The organism is Streptomyces sp. KPB2, from assembly GCF_003950055.1.
Lineage (GTDB): Bacteria > Actinomycetota > Actinomycetes > Streptomycetales > Streptomycetaceae > Streptomyces > Streptomyces salinarius.
On the sequence record NZ_CP034353.1, the window covers coordinates 2,600,547 to 2,621,772 of the forward strand.

The window sequence follows — 21,226 nt, forward strand, 5'->3', positions numbered from 1 at the left end:
CCGCGGCAGGCTCCCCCTACGCCTTCCACTTCTCCCAGGACATGTTCCAGCCGTTGAGGCCGTTGTCCGGGGCGATGGTGGCGTCCTCGGAGTTCTTGACCACGACCACGTCGCCGATGAGCGAGTTCTCGAAGAACCAGCGGGCCGGCGCGTCCTTGTCCCAGCCGCCGCGCACGTCGCGCAGGCCGATGCAGCCGTGGCTGGTGTTGCGGTTGCCGAAGGCGTCGCCGCCCCAGTAGTTGCCGTGGATGAAGGTGCCGGAGGTGGACAGCCGCATGGCGTGCGGGACGTCCTTGATGTCGTACTCGCCGCCGTAGCCGACGGTGTCGCCGTTCATGCGGGTCACCGCGAGCCGTTCGGTGATGACCATCTGGCCGTTCCAGGTCTCGTAGCCGGGGGCGCCCGTGGTGACGGGGACGGTCTTGACGGTCTTGCCGTCCCGCACGACCTTCATCGTGTGCTTCTTGGCGTCCACGACGGAGACCTGGCTGCGGCCGACGGTGAAGGAGACGGTCTTGGCCTGCTTGCCGTAGACGTCGTCGCGGCCCTCGACGCCGTCGAGGTTGAGGTCGACGGTGACCTTGGTGCCGGCCTTCCAGTACTTCTCGGGGCGGAAGTCGAGGCGGTCGTTGCCGAACCAGTGGCCCTCGACCTCGACGGCCGGCTCGGTCCTGACGGTGATGGCCTTCTCGACGTCCTCCGGGTTGGTGATGCCCCGGGTGAAGCGGATCGAGAACGGCATGCCGACGCCGACCTTCGAGCCGTCCTCCGGCGTGAAGGTGCCGATGAAGGTGTTCTTCGGCGTCAGGGTGGTGAACCGGGAGTCCTCGGCGGCCGTGCGGCCCTCGGAGTCCTTGGCGACCGCGTGCACGGTGTACGTCGTGGAGGCGGCCAGGTGGGTGGACGGCGTCCAGGTGGCGCCGTCCCCGGATATCTTCCCGTCGACCTTCGCGCCCTTGCCGTCCTTGACGACGACCTCGGTGAGCCGGCCCTTCGTCGCGCCGACCTTCAGGGCGCCGCTGGTGTCGACCGCCTCGGCCCCGTTCTTCGGGGCGATGGTGACGACGGCCTCGGACTGCTTGCTCTGTGCCGCGGTGGAGTCCTTGACCTTCTCCCCCGTGCCGTCCCCGGCCCCCGAGCCCGAGCCGCCCCCACCGCACGCGGTGACGGTCAGCATCAGCAGCCCGATCGCCGCCCCCGCTATCGGACGCACCTTCACTTCGTCTCCCCTCGCCGGGCCTGGTCCGGCCCCCGCCCCTGTGCGCTCGCGCGCGCACTGGCGCATCGTAACCGCAGGCCAAAGGGTTACGGGACAGGTGAATTGTCACCGTTCCGTACCGAGTTGGCGGCGGGGGCCGAGAGGGGGTGACGGCGTCACTTCACCGCGCTGCCCGCCTTCCACTGCTTCCACTTCATGTTCCAGCCGCCCAGCCCGTTGTCGGGGGCGACCGTCTTGTCCTTGCTGTGGACCACCTCGACGACGTCGCCGACGAGGCTGCGGTCGAAGAACCAGCCCGCCGGGGTGTCGGAACCGCCGCCCTTGTCGTCGCGCAGCCCGATGCAGCCGTGGCTGACGTTGGCCCGGCCGAAGGTGTCGGCGGGGGCCCAGTAGTTGCCGTGCAGGAAGGTGCCCGAGCTGGTCAGGCGGATGGCGTGCGGGACGTCGGGGATGTCGTACTCGCCGCCGAAGCCGACCGTGCGGCTGTTCATGCGGGTGACCTCGAGCATCTCGGTGATCACCATCCGGCCGTTGTAGGTGGGCGTCGTCGGCGCCCCCGCGGTGATCGGCACGGTGGCCAGCAGCGTGCCGTCGCGGCGCACCTCCATGGTCCGCTCCAGGGCGTCGACGCGGGAGACCTGGCTGCGGCCGACGGTGAAGGAGACCTTCTTGTGCTGGAGTCCGTAGACCCCCTTCGCACCCTCGACGTCCCGCAGCCTCAGGTCGACGGTGACCTCGGTGCCGGGCTTCCAGTAGCTCTTGGGGCGGAAGTCGAGGCGGTCCTTGCCGAACCAGTGGGGGCGGATCTCGACGGCGGGCTCCGCGGTGACCGTGACGGCGCGTTCGACGGCGGCGCGGTGGGTGATCTCGCGGTTGAACTCCAGCGAAACGATCATGCCGGTGCCGACGACCGAGCGGTTCTCGGGGGCGACGTAGGCGATGAAGCGTTCCTCGGGGACCTTGGTGGTGAAGGTCGTGTGCCGGGCCGAGCGGTGTCCGCCGCCGTCCAGGGCGACGGCGTCGACCGTGTACTTGGCGGCGAGGGCGAGCCGGTCGTCGTCGGGCCGCCAGCTCAGGCCGTCCTCGGAGATCCGGCCGGGCACCGGGGTCTCCTGCGCGTCCTGCGACCTGACGACCTTCACCGACTCCAGGCGCCCGTCGGGCACCCGCACCGACAGCTTCTTCTCCGGCGCAACGGCCTTGCTCCCGTCGTCCGGGGTGACGCGGATGACGTCCTCGGCGGCGGGTTGTTTGCCGAACATCTCGCCGATGCCCGAGCCGATGCCGGACCCGATGCCGTCGCCGTCCGAGGTGCATCCGGCGGCCCCGGCCAGCAGTCCTGCCCATGTCAGTAGGGCGGCCAGAGCGGCGCCCGCGCGCCGTGCGCGCCCGTGTACGTGCCTCACATTCACCCGTAACGACCGGTCGGCCCTGGGGAAACGTGAGTGCGAGCCACCCGGTGGGCAGAACTGTGGGGAGGACGACGCGACGGGGAGCAGCGGCCGGGACGCCGCACGCCCTCCTGCCGGACGTCGTTCCACGAGCCGTGGGAGGCTGACAGGTGTCCAGCGCAGCCGAGCAGGAGGCGGTGGCCGGGGACCGGCCCGCCGGTGACGGGCGGGCCACCGCGGACGGGCGCCCGGCCGTCGTGGTGAACGGCGCACGGCGTGCCGCCCCGCCGCCCGCCGTGCCGGCCCGGCCGGGCACCCCGGTGCCGCTGGGCGCCCGCTTCCGGACCGGCCCGGACCAGGTGGCGGGGACCAACTTCGCGCTGTGGGCGGGCGGGGCGGAGGCGGTGGAGCTGTGTCTGTTCGACGGGCCGGGCCCCGGTGCCGGCGAGCGGCGGGTGCGGCTGACCGAGCTGACGCACGGGATCTGGCACGGCTTCGTGCCGGGCGTCCTGCCCGGGCAGCGCTACGGCTACCGGGTGGACGGCCGCTGGGACCCGTGGACCGGCGCCCGCTGGAACCCGGCCAAGCTGCTCCTGGACCCGTACGCCCGCGCCGTGGACGGCGACTTCGGCCTGCCGCCCGAGGTCTACGGCCATGTGCGGGACTGGCCCGAGCAGCACGTGGCGGACACCGTCCGCGACGACCGGGACTCGGCGCCGTACGTCCCGAAGGGCGTCGTGGTCCATGACGACGACGACTGGTCGGACGACCGCCGGCCCAAGACGCCGTGGGCGGACTCGGTCATCTACGAGCTGCACGTGCGCGGCTTCACCAGGCTCCACCCGGACGTCCCGCCCGAGCTGCGCGGCACCTACGCGGGCCTCGCGCACCCGGCGGCGATCGCGCACCTGACGCGGCTGGGCGTGACGGCGGTGGAGCTGCTGCCGGTCCACCAGTTCGCGCACGAGAGCCATCTGCTGGAGCGCGGCCTGCGCAACTACTGGGGCTACAACTCGGTCGGCTACTTCGCCCCGCACGCCGCCTACGCCGCCTCCGGCACCACCGGTGAGCAGGTCGGCGAGTTCAAGCGGATGGTGCGCGCGCTGCACGCGGCCGGCATCGAGGTGATCCTCGACGTGGTCTACAACCACACGGCGGAGGCGGGCGAGCTGGGACCGACGCTCTCCCTGAAGGGCATCGACAACCGCGGCTACTACCGCCTCCAGCCGGACGCCCGCCGGTACGCCGACTACACCGGCTGCGGCAACACCCTGCACGTCGTCCAGCCGCACGTGCTGCGCCTGATCACCGACTCCCTGCGCTACTGGGTCACCGAGATGGGCGTGGACGGCTTCCGCTTCGACCTCGCGGCGGCGCTGGCCCGCTCGATGCACGACGTCGACATGCTCTCCCCGTTCCTCGCGGTGATCGCGCAGGACCCGGTGCTGCGCCGGGTGAAGCTGATCGCCGAGCCGTGGGACGTGGGCTCGGGCGGCTACCAGGTGGGGGCCTTCCCGCCGCTGTGGACCGAGTGGAACGACCGGTACCGGGGCGCGGTGCGGGACTTCTGGCGGCACGCGCTGCCGGACGTGCGGGAGATGGGCTACCGCCTGTCGGGCTCCAGCGACCTGTACGCGTGGGGCGGGCGGCGGCCGTACGCGTCGGTCAACTTCGTCACCGCGCACGACGGCTTCACGCTCCGCGACCTCGTGTCGTACGAGCGCAAGCACAACGAGGCCAACGGCGAGGGCAACCGGGACGGCACGGACGACAACCGGTCCTGGAACTGCGGCACGGAGGGCGAGACGGACGACCCGGCCGTGCGGGCGCTGCGCCGCCGCCAGCTCCGCAACCTGCTGACCACGCTGCTGCTGTCGACCGGGGTGCCGATGCTGGTCGCGGGCGACGAGATGGGCCGCACCCAGCGCGGCAGCAACAACGCCTACTGCCAGGACAACGAGATCGGCTGGGTGGACTGGAGCCTGCGGGACGACCCGGAGTGGCGCCCGCTGTTCGAGCTGGCCTCCCGGCTGATCGCCCTGCGCCACCGGCATCCGGTACTGCGCCGCCGGGCCTTCTTCTCGGGCCGCGCGCACTCCGCGGACGGCCTGCGCGACCTGGCCTGGTTCACCGCGGGCGGCAGGGAGATGACGGAACGGGACTGGTACGCCCCCGCGGCCACCCTCGGCATGTACCTGTCCGGGCGGGACATCCCGGGCCGCGACGAGCGCGGCGACCCGATCACCGACGACAGCTTCCTGGCCGTCCTGCACGCGGGCGGGGAGCCGGCCGGGTTCGTCCTGCCGGGTGCTCCGTGGGCGGAGCGGTACGAGGTGGTCGTCGACACCGGCCGGGAGGAGCAGGACGAGGCACCGGGCGTGGTGCACCCGGCGGGGGCGGAGATCACGGTGCCGGGGCGGACGGTGCTGCTGCTGCGGGCGGGGTGAGCGCGAAGGCCCGGCCGGCCGGTGCGGCCGTCGCGAGCGGGACCGATCCCGGCCGGTGGTCGCGGCGCGGCCCGTTCAGCCGAGGATGCCGCGTTCGTACGCCGTCGCGACGGCCGCCGCCCGGTCGCTCACGCCGAGCTTGGCGTACAGGTGCGTGAGGTGGGTCTTGACGGTCGCCTCGCTGATGAACAGCTCCCGGGCGATCTCCTTGTTGGAGGTGCCGCGCGCCACCAGGGCGAGCACCTCGCGCTCGCGGGCGGAGAGGGGCTCGCCGCCGGGGGCCTTCGGGGCGCGGACGGCGGAGACCAGGCGGGAGGCGACCGCCGGGGAGAGGACCGTGCGCCCCTCGGCCGCGGCCCGGACCGCGGTGAACAGCTCGGCGCGGGGCGCGTCCTTGAGCAGGTAGCCGGTCGCGCCCGCCTCGATCGCGGGCAGGGTGTCGGAGTCGGTGTCGTACGTGGTCAGCACGAGCACCCGTGCGCGGGCGCCGCGCCGGGTCAGTTCGCGGATGGCGTCCACGCCCGAACCGCCCGGCATCCGCAGGTCCATGAGGATCACGTCGGGGTCGAGCGCGGCGGCCCGGTCCAGCGCCTCGACACCGCCGGCCGCCTCACCGAGGACGCGGAAGCCGGGCGCGGACTCGAACATGCCGCGCAGGCCGTCGCGGACCACGGGATGGTCGTCGACGACGAGGAGGGTGATCACCGCGTCACCGGCCGCGGTGTCACCGGTCGGGGCGTCGTGGAGCGCTGCGTCGTCGATCACTGCGTCCTGGGGCACTGCGTCATCGGTCATGGCGGACCAACGGTACGCGAGCGGAGACGGCCGTGCCGTGCCCCGGTTCCGCCTCCACGGTGAGCGAACCGGCGATGCGCTCGGCACGGGCCCGCATGCCGTCCAGGCCGAAGCCTCCCGCGGAGGTGCGCTGCCGCGCGGTCAGCGGGTCGAAGCCCCGGCCGTCGTCGCGGATGTCGAGGGTGACCTCGTCGCCCATGTAGGAGAGGGTGACGCCCGCCCGGTCGGCGGCGGCGTGCCGGGCCGTGTTGGACAGGGCCTCCTGGGCGATGCGCAGGAGGGTGGCGGCGACCTCGTCGTGGAGCTGCTCGGCGGTGCCGGTGACGGTGAAGCGGGCCTGGACGCCGGTGCGTTCGGCCCACTCCGTGACCGTCTTCTTCAGCGCGTCCGGCAGCCCGTCGTCGGCCAGCGCGACCGGTGAGAGGTTGTGCACGGAGCGGCGGGCCTCGCCGAGGCTGTGCCGGGCCAGGGCGAGCGCCCGGTCCAGGTGCGCGCGGCCGAGGGCCCGGTCCGGGGTGGCCGCCACGACCTGGAGCTGGGCGATGATGCCGGTCAGTCCCTGGGCGAGGGTGTCGTGGATCTCGGCGGCCAGCCGCCTGCGCTCGTCGGCGACCCCGGCCTCCCGGGCCTGGACGAGGAGCTGGGCGTGCAGCGCGGCGTTCTCGTCGAGGGCCTGCTGCAGGGCGGTGTTGGTGCGCTCCAGCTCGGTGATGGTCTCGACCCGGGCCCGGCTGCGGGCCTCCTCCAGCGTGGCGAAGTGCGCGAAGAGGGCCACCAGCATGCTGTTGACGGTGAGGATGGCGCCGAAGAGCACCCACCCCATGATCCCGTTCGGCGGCAGCCCGCCGGACTGGGAACCGGCGAGGGTGACGGCGGTGGCGAACAGTCCGGCCCGGCACAGCCGGCGCGGCAGCAGGTGCTGGGCGCCGAAGTAGCCGACGACCGCGTAGAAGGCGAAGAGCGGGTTCAGCCAGGTGAGGGCGAACCCGATGGCCCAGCGGACGGCGTAGTAGCAGGTGCCCGCCGGGGACGGGTCGGGGCGGGTGCGCGCCGCCCGGTTCCACCACAGCTGGAGCACGACGGCGACGACGATCAGGACCCCGCTCGCCCGCCGCTCCCCGGTGCTCATGCCGATGGCGTCGGCGGCCGACCAGGCGACCAGCGTCCCGACGGCCAGCAGCGCGTACGGGCCCCAGCGGTGGAACGCCGCCCACCGTTCGTCGACCGCCGTTGTCTCCGTCATGGCGTCATTGTCGGACACGCCGCCGCCTCTCCCCCACTCTCATTCCCAGCGGAACCAGCGCGCGGCCGCCGCCGTGAGCAGCACCGTCCAGCCCACCAGCACCGCCAGGTGGGACCAGCCGGGCCAGTTGCCCGCGGCGGCCTCGTTGAGGGCCTGCGCCGCGGCGCCGAAGGGGGTCCAGCCCACGATCCGGGCCAGCAGGTCCGGCATGGCCTGCACCGGCAGCCATACGCCCGCGCAGAACATCGCCGGGAACAGCGCGGCCGAGCCGACCGCGCCGGCGATCTTGGTGGTGCGGGACAGGGCGGAGAGCACGGCACCCAGGGAGAGCGCGGCGAGCACGGCGAGCAGCAGCGCCAGGAGGTAGCCGAGGGGCTGCTCGGGCAGCGCCACGTCGAAGGCGAGCCGGCCGACGGCGAGCGCGAGCAGCGCGGAGACCAGGGCGGCGGCGCCGCACACCACCATCTGCGCGGACAGCAGCGCCGCCGGACGCACCGGCGTGACGGCCATCCGGCGCAGGATGCCGCGCTCCCGGTAGCCGGTGAGGACCTGCGGCATGCCCTGCAGCCCGCCCACGGTCAGGCCGAGCAGCACGGCCACCGGCACATAGGCGTCGACCGGGCGCAGCCCGCCGAAGGAGGCGTCGGCCTCGCGGAAGGAGGGGATGGCACCGAGGATCGCCAGCAGCAGCGTCGGGAACACCAGCATCCAGAACAGGGCGCCCGGTTCGCGCCGGAACAGCCGCAGTTCGGTCCGCAGTACGGCGGTGTCGAAGACGTCGGTGGTCGGGCCGGTCTTCATGCGGAGGCCTCCGTGAGGTCGAGGAAGGCGTCGTCCAGCGTGGTGTCGGTGACCCGGAGCTGGTGGGCGGTGACGCGGGTGCGGGCGAGCAGGGTGATGACGGCGTTGACCGTCTCGTCGGTGCCGGACAGGGTGACGCGGCCGTCCTTGAACTCGGCCGAGGCGAGTTCGGGCAGCGCCCGCAGGTCGGCCTCGTCCAGCGGCGCGGACGGGGTGAAGCTGATGACGGTGGCGCCCGCCGAGCGCCGGATCAGTCCGGCCGGGGTGTCCAGGGCGGCCACCCGGCCCCGGTCGATCACCGCGATCCGGTCGCAGAGCCGCTGGGCCTCCTCCATGAAGTGCGTGACCAGCAGGACGGTGACGCCGCCCGCGCGGATGTCCTCGATCAGCTGCCAGGTCTCCCGGCGGGCGCGCGGGTCGAGGCCGGTCGTCAGCTCGTCGAGGACGACCACCCGGGGGTCGCCCACCAGGGCCAGTGCGATGAACAGGCGCTGCTTCTGGCCGCCGGAGAGCTTGCCGAACCGGGTGTTCAGCATCGGGACGAGGCCGAGCCGCTCGGCGAGCGGGCGCCAGTCGGCCGGCTTCGGGTGGAAGGCGGCGTACAGCTCCAGGGCCTCGCGGACGGTGAGCTTGGCCTGGAGTTCGCTCTGCTGCAGCTGGGCGCCGAGCACCTCGGCGACCCGCCGGTGGTCGGCGACGGGGTCGAGCCCGGTGACCCGTACCCGGCCCGCGTCGGGGACGCGCAGCCCCTCGACGCACTCGACGGTGGTGGTCTTGCCGGCTCCGTTGGGGCCGAGGACGCCGAAGATCTCGCCCTCCTCGACGGCGAAGGACACACCGTCGACGACGGGACGGCCCCCGTAGGACTTGCGCAGGTCGGTGACTTCGATGACGGGCATGGCACCAGCCTCCCGGCGACCGGGGTCCCGGCACATCGGCCGACGCGCTCGAAGGCGCATCAGCCGATCGGTTGATGCGCCGGTACGACCCCGGCGCGGCTCCCGTACGACCCCGGCGGGGCCTCCGTACGACCCCGGACGGGCTCGAAAACTCGGTGGGCAGTGTCAGTGGCGAACCGTAGGCTCGCTGCTGATGCCCACGACACCTGCCCCCGCCCCGGACGCTGCCGAGAAGCGTTCCACCGTCCGTGCCCTGCTGCGGCTGTGGCCCTATGTGCGGCCGGTCCGCGCGCGGTTGGGCACGGCCGCGGTCATAGCGATCCTCGCCTCCTGCGTGGGGCTGGTGATCCCGCTCGTCCTGAAGTGGATGGTGGACGGGCCGGTCGCCGACGGCGACCCGGCGGGCGTGTGGCTCGGGGCGCTGTACCTGCTGCTCCTCGGAGTGGCGGAGGCGCTGCTGTTCGGGCTGCGGCGGTGGCTGGTGGCCCGGCCGCTGGCAGGGGTCGAGGCGGGGATGCGCGCCGACCTGTACCGGCATCTCCAGCGGCTGCCGGTGGCCTTCCACGACCGCTGGGCCTCGGGACAGTTGCTGTCGCGCGGGACGACCGACCTGATGCTGCTCCGCATGTTCCTCGCCTTCCCGCTGACGTTCCTGCTGGTCAACGGCGTCACGATCCTGGTCGGCGTGGGCATCATGCTGGTCCAGGACTGGACGCTGGGGCTGGTCGTCCTCGGACCCGCCGTCCCGGTGATGATCATGTGCGGGATCTTCGAGAAGAAGTACTCCGCGGTGGCGCGGCGCGCGCAGGACCAGGTCGGGGATCTGACGACCGTGGTCGAGGAGAGCGTGCTCGGCATCCGGATCATCAAGGGCTTCGGCCGGCACCGCAGCCAGGCCCGCGCCTTCCACGAGCTGTCGCACACCCTGCGGGGCACGGAGCTGCGCAAGGCGCGGCTGCTGGCGGCCATCTGGGCGGTCATCGTGACGCTGCCCGAGGTGGCGGTCGGGGCGGCGCTGGTGGTGGGCGCGGTGCAGGTGGCCGACGGGGCGCTGTCGGCGGGGACGCTGGTGGCGTTCCTGTCCACGGCGCTGGCGCTGCGGTGGCCGGTGGAGTCCATCGGCTTCCTCCTGGCGATGAGCCAGGAGGCGGCGACGGCCACGGACCGGTACTTCGAGGTGATGGACGCGGAGGTTGAATCGGCCCCAGCTGCGGGCAGTCGTGCCGCTGGGGCGATGGGGGTCCCCCCGCTCGAGCGAAGCCGAGAGTGGGGGAGGGTGGGCGCACCGGCACCCTCCAGCGAGCAGCGCCCTCTCCCTGAGGCCACCACCAGCACGGGTCAGCCACAAGGCCTCCGGTTCGAGCACGTCCTGTTCCGTTACCCCGACGCCGCCCCCGACTCCCCGCCCCTCCTGACGGACGTCAACCTGCACATCCGCCCCGGTGAGTCCATGGCCCTCGTCGGTGCCACCGGCAGCGGCAAGACGACGCTGACCGCGCTGGTCCCCCGTCTGCACGAGGTGACCGAGGGACGGATCACGCTGGACGGCGAGGACATCACCGCCCTGTCCCGCGAGGAGCTGCGCTCGATGGTCGCCGTGGCCTTCGAGGAACCCACCCTCTTCTCGGCCACCGTCGGTGAGAACGTGCTGATGGGCGCCGGTGAGGGCGCCGGCGCCGAGGAGCTGGACCGCGCGCTCGCCGTCGCGCAGGCCGACTTCGCGCACGCGCTTCCCGAGGGCACCGGCACCCAGGTGGGCGAGCAGGGCCTGAGCCTCTCCGGCGGCCAGCGTCAGCGCCTCGCGCTCGCGCGGGCGGTGGTCGGCAGGCCGAGGTTCCTCGTCCTGGACGACCCGCTGTCCGCGCTGGACGTGCACACGGAGGCCGCGGTGGAGGCCGCCCTGCGCGACGTCCTCGCGGACACCACCGCGCTGATCGTGGCCCACCGCCCCTCCACCGTCCTGCTCGCCGATCGCGTCGCCCTGCTCTCCGGGGGCCGGATCACCGCCGTCGGCACCCATCACGAACTGCTGCGCACCAGCCCCGAGTACGCCCATCTGATGTCCGGGCTCGACGGGCACGAGAATCCCGAGGGCTTCCAGGAAGGGGACGGCCGATGACCTCGCCCACGGCCACCGCGCCGAAGAGGGACCAGCCGGAGGACCCCGGGAGCGGGGACCCGGCCGGGACCGGCACCGACGCGCGCGCCGCCGACGGCGGCGACTCGTTCGACCAGGACGTCCTGCCCAGCCCGCCGGGTGCGACCGGTGCCCTGCTGCGCTCCCTGCTGGCGCCGATGAAGGCCCGCGTCGCCCTCACCGGCCTCCTCCTGCTGCTCCAGCAGGCGGCCGTGCAGGCGGGCCCGCTGCTGGTGGCGTACGCCATCGACCGTGCGGTACCGGCCCTGCGGGACGACCACCACGGCCCGCTGATCGCGGTGGGCGCCGGCTACCTGCTGTGCTCGCTGGCGGCCGGGGCGCTCCAGTACGCCTTCATCGCCACCGCGGCCCGGGTCAACCAGGACGCGCTGCTGGACCTGCGCGGGCGGATCTTCCGGCACGCGCAGGCCCTGAGCGTCGACTTCCACGAGCGCTACACCTCGGGCCGTCTCATCTCCCGCTCCACCACGGACGTGGAAGCCCTGCGCGAGCTGCTCGACGAGGGCCTGCAGGAGCTGGTGACGGTCATCCTGTCCTTCGTCTACATCGCCGCGCTGCTGCTCTGGCTGGACCTGGGCCTGGGCGCCGTCGCGGTGGCGTCGTTCGTCCCGCTGTACGGGCTGGTGCGGCTCTACCAGCGGCGCGCGGGTCGGGTGTACCGGCAGCGGTCCACGGCGATCGCGGCGGTCATCGTGAAGTTCGTGGAGACGATGAACGGGATCCGGCCGGTGCGCGCCTTCCGCCGGGAGGCCGCCAACGACGCCGACTTCGCGGTCCTGAACCACCGCCACGAGCGGACCAACGGCGACGCGCTGCTGGAGATGGCCCGTTACGTCGTCGGTTCCCGTCTGATCGCCAACACGGCCGTCGCGGGGATCGTGCTGTGGGGCGCCTACCGGGTCGCCGACGGCACGCTGGCGCTCGGGGTGCTGGCGGCGGCGGTGCTGTACCTGCGCCGCCTGTACGACCCGATCGACCGGCTCGGAATGTTCCTGAACTCCTACCAGTCGGCGGCGGCCTCACTGGAGAAGATCGCCGGGCTGCTGGCCCAGACGCCGTCGGTGCCGGAGCCGACCGCGCCGAAGGAGCTGCCGCCGCTGAAGTCGGAGCACCCCGGACGCGAGGTCGTCTTCGAGTCGGTGAGCTTCGGCTACCGCACCGGCGGCGAGGTGCTGCCGCGCTTCGAGCTGACGCTCCCGGCCGGGCAGACGGTCGCCGTCGTCGGCTCGACCGGCGCGGGCAAGTCCACGCTGGCCAAGCTGCTGGCCCGGTTCTACGACCCCTCCGCCGGACGGGTCCTGCTGGACGGCACCGACCTGCGCGAGCTGGCCGTGCCGGAACTGCGGCGCGGGGTGGTGATGGTGACGCAGGAGGCGTTCCTGTTCTCCGGCACGGTCGCCGACAACATCGCCATCGGCCGTCCGGAGGCGACGCGGGAGGAGATCGAGCGGGCCGCTAAGGCGATCGGCGCCCACGACTTCATCGCCGCGCTGCCCGACGGCTACGACACCGACGTCCGCAAGCGCGGCGGCCGGATCTCCGCCGGTCAGCGGCAGCTCGTGGCGTTCGCGCGGGCGCTGCTCGCGGACCCGGCGGTGCTGATCCTGGACGAGGCGACCAGCTCGCTGGACATCCCCGGGGAGCGGGCGGTGCAGCGGGCGATGACGACGGTGCTGAAGGGCCGTACGGCGGTGGTGATCGCGCACCGGCTGTCCACCGTGGAGATCGCCGACCGGGTGCTGGTGATGGAGCACGGCCGGATCGTCGAGGACGGCGCCCCGGACGAACTCGTCGCCGGTACCGGCCGGTTCGCGGACCTGCACCGGGCTTGGCGGGACAGTCTGGCGTGAGGATCGACGCGTACGCGGACCCGGGCACCCCCGACCGCCGGGGCGGCTGGCGGTATCTGGCGTGGCTGGTGCGGCGGCAGTGGCCCCGCTGCCTGGCGGGGGCGGTGCTGGCCAGCGTCTGGATGGTGCTGCTGGCGGCGACCCCGTACCTGATGGCCCGCGCCGTCGACCACGGCCTGGAGCCCGGCGACCTGGGCGCGCTGGCGGGCTGGACGGGCGCCATGGTCGCCGTCGGCGGGGTCAACGCGTGGCTGGGCATGATGCGGCACCGCACGATGACGAAGGTGCGGATGGACGCCAACTTCCGCACCGTCAAGGCGGTCGTCGCCCACGCGACCCGGCTCGGGGCGGCCCTGCGCGCCCAGGTGGGCACGGGCGAGGTCGTCACCATCGGGGTGGGCGACGTGCAGACCATCAGCGGGTCCCTGACGGCGGTGGGACCGGGCGTCGGGGCGGTCGCCGCCTACGCGACGGTCGGCGGACTGATGCTGTCGGTGTCGACCCGGCTCGCCCTGGTGGTGCTGCTCGGGGTGCCGCTGCTCGCGGTGGCCCTCGGTCCGCTGATGGGCCGGCTTCAGGGCAGGGAGACGGAGTACCGGGAGCGGCAGTCCGTCCTGACCGCGCGGATCGGCGACCTGGCGGGCGGGCTGCGGGTGCTGAACGGACTGGGCGGCAAGGGCCTGGTCGCGGACGCCTTCCGCCGGGACTCGGGCCGGCTGCGCGAGCAGGGCTACCGGGTCGGCGCGGTGACCAGCTGGATCCAGGCCCTCGGCATGGGGCTGCCGATGCTGTTCCTGGCCCTGGTGACCTGGATGGGCGCGCGGCTGGCCGCCCAGGGCCGGATCAGCGTGGGCGAACTGGTGTCGGTGTACGGCTATGTCGTCGCGCTGGGCTGGCCGGTGGCGTTCCTCATCGAGATGGGCCACCAGCTCAGCCGCGGTGTGGTGGCCGCCCGCCGCGTCGTCGCCTTCCTCCGCCTGGAACCGGCCCCGGACGAGGGCACCCGGGAGGCCCCCGCGGAACCCTCGGCACTCCACGACCCGGCCTCGGGCGTCCGTGTCCTCCCCGGCCGCCTCACCGCCCTGGCCACGTCCCGCCCGTCCGACGCCGCCGAGATCCTGGACCGCCTGGGCCGCTACACCCCGTCGGACGCGACCTGGGGAGACATCCCGCTGGCCGACATCCCCCTCCGCCAGATCCGCTCCCGCATCCTGGTCGCGGCCCCGGAAGCCGACCTCTTCGCAGGCCCCCTGAGCAATGTGATCGGCGCTCTGGAATCCGACCCCAGGGGCGCGGGGAACTGCGCGACAAGCCACAACTCAGCGGCAGACGCAGAACAGCGCACCGGGGCAGACGAGTGGGCGAAGCTCACCGCAGCCATCCACACAGCCGCCGCGGAAGACATAGTCCGCGCCCTCCCCGACGGCCTCGAAACCCCCATCGAGGCCCAGGCCCGAAACCTGTCCGGCGGCCAACGCCAACGCGTCCGCCTCGCCCGCGCCCTCCACACCGAGCCCGAAATCCTCCTGGCCGCGGAACCCACCTCCGCCCTGGACGCCCACACGGAGGCCACCGTGGCCGGCCGCCTGAAGCGCGCCCGCAAGGGCCGCACCACCGTGCTGGCCGCCACCTCCCCGCTCCTCCTCGACCGCGCGGACGTCGTGCACCACCTGGTCGACGGCAAGGTCGCCGCCACCGGCACGCACCGCGAACTCCTGGACACCGAACCGGGATACCGCGCCCTGGTCGCGCGGGACGCCGAAGCGGAGGCCGCCGCAGGACAGGGCGCGGAAGAAGGGGAGCCCGCCCGATGACACACCTGCCCGTGGCCGAACGCGCCGACGTCCGCCGCGCCGCAGCCGGCCTCGTACGCGCCGACCGCAGGTCCTTCGCCGTCGTCCTCGGCCTCAACGCGCTGGCCGCGCTGGCCGGTCTCGCGGGGCCGTGGCTGCTGGGCCGGATCGTCGACGAGGTGCGCGCCGGGGGCGGGGTCGACGCGGTGGACCGGATGGCGGGCGCCATTCTGGTCTGCTCGCTGGCGCAGTTGCTGCTGGCCCGCTGGGCGCGCTACGTGGGGTACCGGTTCGGGGAACGGACGCTCGCCCGGGTGCGTGAGCGGTACGTGGACCGGACGCTGGCGCTGCCCGCGTCGGTGGTGGAGCGGGCGGGGACCGGGGACCTGACGACGCGCGGCACCGCCGACGTGACCGCCGTCGGCACGACGTTGCGCGACGCGGGCCCGGAGCTGCTGGTCAACGCGGTGCAGGCGCTGTTCCTCACCGCCGCGGTGTTCGTCCTCGACCCGCTGCTCGGTCTGGTCGGGGTGCTGGGGCTGACGCCGGCCTGGCTCGCGCTGCGCTGGTACCTGCGCCGGGCGCGGGCGGCCTATCTCGCCGAGGGCGCGGCCAACTCGGACGTCGCGGAGAGCCTGGCGGCCACGGTGTCGGGGGCCCGCACCGTCGAGGCGTTCGGGCTGGCCGGGCGGCGGGTCACGACGAACCTCGAGGCGCTGGAGGTGTCGCGGCGCGCCCGGTTCCGCACGCTGTTCCTGCGCAGCGTGTTCTTCCCGGCGGTGGACGTCTCCTACGTCCTTCCCGTGGCGGGCGTGCTGCTGCTCGGCGGGGTGCTGCGGGAGCACGGGTCGGCGAGCCTCGGCGCGGTGGTGTCCTGCGCCGTGTACCTCCAGCAGCTGGCCGGGCCGCTGGACGAGGTGCTGCTGCGGGTCGAGCAACTGCAGGCCGGTGCCGCCTCCTTCGCCCGGGTGGAGGGGCTGGCGGGGGCGCCGCGGGCGGGGGCGGACGAGTCGGCGGTGCCGGCGGACGACCGTATCGACGTGTCCGGGGTGCGCTACGCCTACGAGCGGGGCGGGGAGGTGCTGCGCGGGGTGGACCTGACCGTGCGGCCGGGCGAGCGGCTGGCGGTGGTCGGTCCTTCGGGGGCCGGCAAGACCACGCTGAGCCGGCTCCTCGCGGGCGTCGACGCGCCGACGGAGGGTTCGGTGACGGTGGGCGGGGTGCCCGTGGTCGCGCTGGGCCCGGAGCGGCTGCGCCGTCAGGTGGTGCTGGTCACCCAGGAGCACCACGTGTTCCTGGGCACGGTCCGGGACAATCTGCTCATCGCCGAGCCCGCCGCCACGGACGAGGAGTTGTGGGCGGCGCTCGACGCGGTGGGCGCCGAGGAGTGGGTGCGGGAGCTGCCCGGGGGCCTCGACGCCGAGCTGGGGGCGAAGGAGGGCGCGCACACCCCGGACGGTTCGCAGGCCCAGCGGCTCGCGCTGGCCCGGGTGGTGCTGGCCGACCCGCACACGCTGATCCTGGACGAGGCGACCGCCCTGCTGGACCCGACGACGGCCCGGCACACGGAGCAGGCGCTGGCCGCCGTGCTGAAGGGCCGTACGGTCATCGCCATCGCGCACCGCCTGCACACCGCGCACGACGCCGACCGGGTGGCGGTGATGGAGGGCGGTCTGCTGACCGAGCTGGGCACGCACGACGAACTGGTGGCGGCGGGCGGGGCGTACGCGGCCCTGTGGGGTTCCTGGCACGGGGAGCCGTCCGCCGGATACTGACCGGCCGGACAGTAACCGGCCCCGGACGGCAACGATTCCGTTTATCGAACGTGAACGCCCGGTCAACGAACCATTTCCAGCCAACTTAGTGACGCGCTCCTGACAAGTAGCGCTTTCTCCTGCCACTCTTCCGTCGGCCCCTTCACAGTGCCCCCACAGCTTCCCCACGAGCGCTGTGCCGAGGCCAGCTCCTAGCACCAGGTTTCTGCGTACCGCACAGTTCCGCCCGGCCGGCCACCCGCCGACCGGTCTCCCCTGGCCGCGCAACCCGCGGCCACGCAGAAGGAGTCAGTGTTGAGCAGCAGTACTCCCCACAGACGCACCTCCCACACCACCTCCCGCCGCGCCACGCACCGGCGTGCCGCGGCGGTCGCGCTGGCCGGTGTCGCCGCGCTGATCGCCACGGCGGTGCAGTCCGGCACCGCCACCGCGGCCCCCGACCCGTCGCCCGCGAAGGGCAACGAGCTGGTGAAGCTCAGCCCGGCCCAGCGCGCCGAGCTGATCCGCGACGCCAACGCCACCAAGGCGAAGACCGCCGACGAACTTGGTCTGGGCGCCAAGGAGAAGCTGGTCGTCCGGGACGTGGCCAAGGACCGCGACGGCACCCTGCACACCCGCTACGAGCGCACCTACGACGGCCTGCCGGTCCTCGGCGGCGACCTCGTGGTGACCAGTGATGCGGGCAAGACGGAGCAGGTCGTCAAGGCCACGGCAAAGGCGATCAAGCCGGCCTCCGTGACGCCGAAGATCTCCGCCGCGAAGGCCGAGACGCAGGCGGTGTCCGCCGCGAAGGCCGCCGGCGCCGAGCAGCCGGACGCCGACCGCGCCCCGCGCAAGGTGATCTGGGCAGCCAACGGCACTCCGGTCCTGGCGTACGAGACGGTCGTGGGCGGCCTCCAGGAGGACGGCACCCCGAACGAGCTGCACGTCATCACCGACGCCGCCACCGGCGCCAAGCTGTACGAGTACCAGGGCATCGAGAACGGCACCGGCCACACCACGTACAGCGGCACCGTGACGCTGGGCACCGCGCAGTCCGGGTCGTCGTACACGCTGACCGACACCGCGCGCGGCAGCCACAAGACGTACAACCTGGGCGGCCGGACCTCGGGCACCGGCTCGCTGTTCACCAACTCCGACGACGTGTGGGGCAACGGCACCTCCTCCGACCCGGAGACCGCCGGCGCCGACGCGCACTACGGGGCCGCGCTGACCTGGGACTACTACAAGAACGTGCACGGCCGCTCGGGCATCCGCGGCGACGGTGTGGCGGCGTACAGCCGGGTCCACTACGGCAACGCCTACGTCAACGCGTTCTGGTCGGACAGCTGCTTCTGCATGACCTACGGCGACGGGATCAACAACTCGAACCCGCTCACCGCCATCGACGTGGCCGGGCACGAGATGACCCACGGCGTCACGTCCAACACCGCGGGACTCAACTACAGCGGCGAGTCCGGCGGTCTGAACGAGGCCACGTCCGACATCTTCGGCACGTCGGTCGAGTTCTACGCCAACAACTCCTCGGACGTCGGTGACTACCTCATCGGCGAGGAGATCGACATCAACGGCGACGGCACCCCGCTGCGCTACATGGACAAGCCCAGCAAGGACGGCGCGTCCTACGACAACTGGTTCTCGGGCATCGGCAACTCCGACGTGCACTACTCGTCGGGTCCGGCCAACCACTTCTTCTACCTGCTGAGCGAGGGCAGCGGCACCAAGACCATCAACGGTGTCACCTACAACTCGCCCACCTCGGACGGCCTCCCGGTCACCGGCATAGGCCGCGCCAAGGCGGAGAAGATCTGGTTCCGCGCGCTGACCACGAAGTTCACGTCGACCACCAACTACGCGGGCGCCCGCACCGGCACCCTCGCGGCGGCCGGTGAGCTGTACGGCACCAGCAGCGCCGAGTACACCGCGGTGGCGAACGCGTGGGCGGGCATCAACGTCGGCTCGCGGCCCGGTGGTGGCGACCCCGACCCCGGCGACGGCGGCACGTTCGAGAACGACACGGACGTGAACATCCCCGACTACGGGTCGGCGGTCACCTCGTCCATCACGGTCACGGGCCGCTCCGGCAGGGCACCGAGCAACCTCCAGGTGGGCGTGGACATCGTGCACAGCTGGCGCGGTGACCTGCGGATCGACCTGGTCGCGCCCGACGGGTCGACGTACCGCCTCAAGAGCAGCGGCTACGACCCGGCGGAGGACGTGCACGAGACCTACACGGTCAACGCCTCCTCGGAGACGGCCAACGGCACCTGGAAGCTCCGCGTCCAGGACCAGGGCCCGGCGGACACCGGCTACATCGACGCCTGGCGGCTCACCTTCCCGTAGGCCCGCCGGCCCCCGGGTGCACCACCCCGAGTCAGGGCGCCGCTTCGGAGGTTCGACTCCTCCGGGGCGGCGCCCTCTTCATGTCCTTCACATTTCGCACCCATACAACCGGCCGACTATTTTCGGCCAACATCATCATGCCCTCCTGACATGTACGCGCTCTCGGTGTCAGTCTTCCGTCACCCGCCGCACAACTTCGCAGCAACCGGCCGGACACCCCACGCCGACCGGGTCCCCCCACCGAAGGAGCTTGTGTGTCTTCCCTCTTCGCGCGTCACAAGCGCACCACGCTGGCCCTCGCCACCGCGGTCGCAGCCGGGGCGATGCTCACCACCGGTCTGACCGCGGGCACCGCCGCCGCCGACAGCACCGCGCCGTCGGCACTCCCGGGCGCCCCCGTCCTGCTGTCGGACTCCGCCCGCAGCGCGCTCATACGGGAGCAGCAGGCCGGCGCGGCCGACGCCGCCCGCGAGCTGGGCCTGGGCGCCAAGGAGAAGCTGGTCGTCAAGGACGTGGTCAAGGACCGCGACGGCACCGTGCACACCCGCTACGAGCGCACCTACGCCGGCCTGCCCGTCCTCGGCGGCGACCTCGTCGTGCACCGGTCGAAGTCCGGGGCCACCAGAGGCGTCACCAAGGCGACGAAGGCCGCCATCAAGGTCGCCACGGTCACGCCGAAGGTCAAGGCGGCCAAGGCCGAGCAGCAGGCGCTGTCCGCGGCCGAGGACGCCGGGTCGTCGAGGACCGCGGCCGACTCCGCGCCCCGCAAGGTGATCTGGGCCGCCGAGGGCAAGCCCGTCCTCGCCTACGAGACCGTGGTCGGCGGCCTCCAGGACGACGGCACCCCGAACGAGCTGCACGTCATCACCGACGCCGCCACCGGCGCCAAGCTGTACGAGTACCAGGGCATCCAGACCGGCTCCGGCAAGAGCCTCTACTCGGGCACGGTCGAGCTCGGCACCACCAAGTCCGGCTCCTCGTACCAGCTGTACGACACCGGGCGCGGCGGCCACAAGACGTACAACCTGGCCCGCAAGACCTCCGGCACCGGCACGCTGTTCACCGACGCCGACGACGTCTGGGGCACCGGCACCGCCTCCAGCGACCCCCAGGACCAGACCGCCGCCGTCGACGCCGCCTACGGCGCCCAGGTCACCTGGGACTTCTACAAGGAGAGCTTCGGCCGCAACGGCATCAAGAACGACGGCAAGGCGGCCTACTCCCGCGTCCACTACGGCAGCAACTACGTCAACGCCTTCTGGTCGGACCAGTGCTTCTGCATGACCTACGGCGACGGCACGGGCAACACCAACCCGCTGACCTCGCTGGACGTGGCCGGGCACGAGATGACCCACGGCGTCACCTCCAACACCGCGGGCCTCGAGTACAGCGGCGAGTCCGGCGGCCTCAACGAGGCGACCAGCGACATCTTCGGCACCGGCGTGGAGTACTTCGCGAACAGCTCCACCGACAAGGGCGACTACCTCATCGGCGAGGCCATCGACATCAACGGTGACGGCACCCCGCTGCGCTACATGGACAAGCCCAGCAAGGACGGCGCGTCCAAGGACTACTGGGACTCGGGTCTCGGCGGCGTGGACGTGCACTACTCGTCCGGTCCCGCCAACCACTTCTTCTTCCTGCTGGCCGAGGGCAGCGGGGCGCGGACGGTCGACGGGGTGGACTACGACTCGCCGACCCACGACGGCTCCACCGTCACCGGCATCGGCCGCGCCAAGGCCCTGCAGATCTGGTACAAGGCGCTGACCGAGTACATGACGTCGACGACCGACTACGCCGACGCCCGCGCGGCCACCCTGAGCGCGGCGTCCGACCTGTACGGCGCCGACAGCACGGAGTACAAGACGGTGGGCGCGGCCTGGACCGCGATCAACGTGAACTGACGATCCCGCCCGACACGGCCCGCGGCACCCGGAACCAGTGGTTCCCGGGTGCCGCCCTACCCTTGGTGCCCATGTCCTTCACGTACGACGACGTCGGCGCCACCCGCGAGCAGGACCACTGCCCGCCCGGCTTCCGCCCCATGCACGTACGCACCCGCCTCGGGGAGGGCGAACCGGTGTTCCGGCGGGCGGCCGAGGCCCTGCTCACCTGGGAGATGCACCGGGAGATGGGGGTCGGCATCGACGCGAGCGCGGAGCGTGCCGCGCCCGGCGTCGACGTCACCGTCACCCTGGCCGGCATGATCAAGGCGCCCTGCCGGGTGGTGTGGACCCTGGAGGAGCACCGCCGGGCGGGCTGGGCCTACGGCACGCTGCCCGGCCACCCGGAGTCCGGCGAGGAGGCCTTCGTGGTGGACCGCACGGGCGACGGCACGGTCTGGCTCACCGTGCACGCCTTCAGCCGCCCGGCCAAGTGGTACGCCAAGGCCGGCGGACCGGCGGCCCGCGCCTTCCAGCACGCCTACGCCCGCCGCTGCGGCACGGTCCTCAGGCGGCTGAGCGGGGGTGACGAGGAGGACTGAGCCCTCCTCGTCACCGCCCCGCCGTCG

General features: G+C 72.9%; 14 protein-coding genes. 8 read left to right on the top strand and 6 right to left on the bottom strand.

All coding sequences use genetic code 11. The features are described 5' to 3' along the window. Positions 1 to 16 precede the first annotated feature (16 nt). Both D1J63_RS11155 and D1J63_RS11160 read right to left on the bottom strand, forming a co-directional pair. Entirely contained in the window at positions 17 to 1,177 is a 1,161-nt protein-coding gene (locus D1J63_RS11155) for an Ig-like domain-containing protein (RefSeq protein WP_232250108.1), read from the bottom strand. Between the two features lie 197 nt (positions 1,178 to 1,374). Next, the gene (locus D1J63_RS11160) at positions 1,375 to 2,625 is read right to left on the bottom strand and encodes an Ig-like domain-containing protein (RefSeq protein ID WP_125628779.1); all 1,251 of its coding nucleotides are present in this window, start codon (positions 2,623 to 2,625) and stop codon (positions 1,375 to 1,377) included. Between the two features lie 155 nt (positions 2,626 to 2,780). Here D1J63_RS11160 and glgX point away from each other — a divergent pair, with 155 nt between their 5' ends. After that, positions 2,781 to 5,057, top strand: a complete 2,277-nt coding sequence (gene glgX / locus D1J63_RS11165; protein ID WP_125628780.1) for a glycogen debranching protein GlgX — start codon at positions 2,781 to 2,783, stop codon at positions 5,055 to 5,057. A 75-nt stretch (positions 5,058 to 5,132) separates the two neighbouring features. Here the strand turns inward: glgX and D1J63_RS11170 are convergent, their stop codons facing one another. The 4 genes from D1J63_RS11170 to D1J63_RS11185 are packed head-to-tail and all read right to left on the bottom strand — an operon-like array spanning position 5,133 to position 8,795. Next, complete coding sequence (locus D1J63_RS11170) at positions 5,133 to 5,852, bottom strand: response regulator transcription factor (protein ID WP_277601461.1); 720 nt, start codon at positions 5,850 to 5,852, stop codon at positions 5,133 to 5,135. Beyond that, positions 5,842 to 7,095 (bottom strand): sensor histidine kinase, encoded by a 1,254-nt coding sequence (locus D1J63_RS11175; protein WP_176153714.1) that lies wholly within the window; start codon positions 7,093 to 7,095, stop codon positions 5,842 to 5,844. Before D1J63_RS11175 ends, D1J63_RS11170 begins: the two co-directional genes overlap by 11 nt. Positions 7,096 to 7,134: 39 nt before the next feature. Further along, positions 7,135 to 7,896 carry an ABC transporter permease gene (locus tag D1J63_RS11180; RefSeq protein WP_125628782.1) on the bottom strand — a complete coding sequence of 254 codons (762 nt, stop codon included), beginning with the start codon at positions 7,894 to 7,896 and terminating at the stop codon, positions 7,135 to 7,137. Then, on the bottom strand, positions 7,893 to 8,795 hold the full coding sequence (locus D1J63_RS11185) for an ABC transporter ATP-binding protein (RefSeq protein WP_164712797.1): 903 nt from the start codon (positions 8,793 to 8,795) through the stop codon (positions 7,893 to 7,895). Before D1J63_RS11185 ends, D1J63_RS11180 begins: the two co-directional genes overlap by 4 nt. Positions 8,796 to 8,988: 193 nt before the next feature. Here D1J63_RS11185 and D1J63_RS11190 point away from each other — a divergent pair, with 193 nt between their 5' ends. From D1J63_RS11190 to D1J63_RS11220, 7 genes are all read left to right on the top strand, one after another. After that, a complete protein-coding gene (locus D1J63_RS11190; RefSeq protein ID WP_125628783.1) occupies positions 8,989 to 10,914 on the top strand; it encodes an ABC transporter ATP-binding protein in 1,926 nt (641 codons plus the stop codon). After that, entirely contained in the window at positions 10,911 to 12,803 is a 1,893-nt protein-coding gene (locus tag D1J63_RS11195) for an ABC transporter ATP-binding protein (RefSeq protein ID WP_125628784.1), read from the top strand. The genes D1J63_RS11190 and D1J63_RS11195 overlap by 4 nt, the downstream gene beginning before the upstream one ends. Further along, complete coding sequence (locus D1J63_RS11200; protein WP_125628785.1) at positions 12,800 to 14,617, top strand: ABC transporter ATP-binding protein; 1,818 nt, start codon at positions 12,800 to 12,802, stop codon at positions 14,615 to 14,617. The genes D1J63_RS11195 and D1J63_RS11200 overlap by 4 nt, the downstream gene beginning before the upstream one ends. After that, positions 14,614 to 16,371, top strand: coding sequence for an ABC transporter ATP-binding protein (locus tag D1J63_RS11205; RefSeq protein ID WP_125628786.1), 1,758 nt, complete (start codon positions 14,614 to 14,616; stop codon positions 16,369 to 16,371). The genes D1J63_RS11200 and D1J63_RS11205 overlap by 4 nt, the downstream gene beginning before the upstream one ends. Positions 16,372 to 16,665: 294 nt before the next feature. Beyond that, positions 16,666 to 18,714, top strand: a complete 2,049-nt coding sequence (locus D1J63_RS11210; RefSeq protein ID WP_164712798.1) for a M4 family metallopeptidase — start codon at positions 16,666 to 16,668, stop codon at positions 18,712 to 18,714. Between the two features lie 254 nt (positions 18,715 to 18,968). Beyond that, on the top strand, positions 18,969 to 20,618 hold the full coding sequence (locus D1J63_RS11215; protein ID WP_125628788.1) for a M4 family metallopeptidase: 1,650 nt from the start codon (positions 18,969 to 18,971) through the stop codon (positions 20,616 to 20,618). Between the two features lie 71 nt (positions 20,619 to 20,689). Then, complete coding sequence (locus tag D1J63_RS11220; protein ID WP_102928392.1) at positions 20,690 to 21,199, top strand: DUF1990 domain-containing protein; 510 nt, start codon at positions 20,690 to 20,692, stop codon at positions 21,197 to 21,199. Positions 21,200 to 21,226 lie beyond the last annotated feature (27 nt).

Excerpts from the sequence above, each read along its gene's own strand:
- D1J63_RS11220 (WP_102928392.1), top strand. The coding sequence starts at position 20,690 with ATGTCCTTCACGTACGACGACGTCGGCGCCACCCGCGAGCAGGACCAC.
- D1J63_RS11190 (WP_125628783.1), top strand. The coding sequence starts at position 8,989 with ATGCCCACGACACCTGCCCCCGCCCCGGACGCTGCCGAGAAGCGTTCC.
- D1J63_RS11205 (WP_125628786.1), top strand. The coding sequence starts at position 14,614 with ATGACACACCTGCCCGTGGCCGAACGCGCCGACGTCCGCCGCGCCGCA.
- D1J63_RS11170 (WP_277601461.1), bottom strand. The coding sequence starts at position 5,852 with ATGACCGATGACGCAGTGCCCCAGGACGCAGTGATCGACGACGCAGCG.
- D1J63_RS11155 (WP_232250108.1), bottom strand. The coding sequence starts at position 1,177 with ATGCTGACCGTCACCGCGTGCGGTGGGGGCGGCTCGGGCTCGGGGGCC.
- D1J63_RS11175 (WP_176153714.1), bottom strand. The coding sequence starts at position 7,095 with ATGACGGAGACAACGGCGGTCGACGAACGGTGGGCGGCGTTCCACCGC.
- D1J63_RS11195 (WP_125628784.1), top strand. The coding sequence starts at position 10,911 with ATGACCTCGCCCACGGCCACCGCGCCGAAGAGGGACCAGCCGGAGGAC.
- D1J63_RS11180 (WP_125628782.1), bottom strand. The coding sequence starts at position 7,896 with ATGAAGACCGGCCCGACCACCGACGTCTTCGACACCGCCGTACTGCGG.
- D1J63_RS11185 (WP_164712797.1), bottom strand. The coding sequence starts at position 8,795 with ATGCCCGTCATCGAAGTCACCGACCTGCGCAAGTCCTACGGGGGCCGT.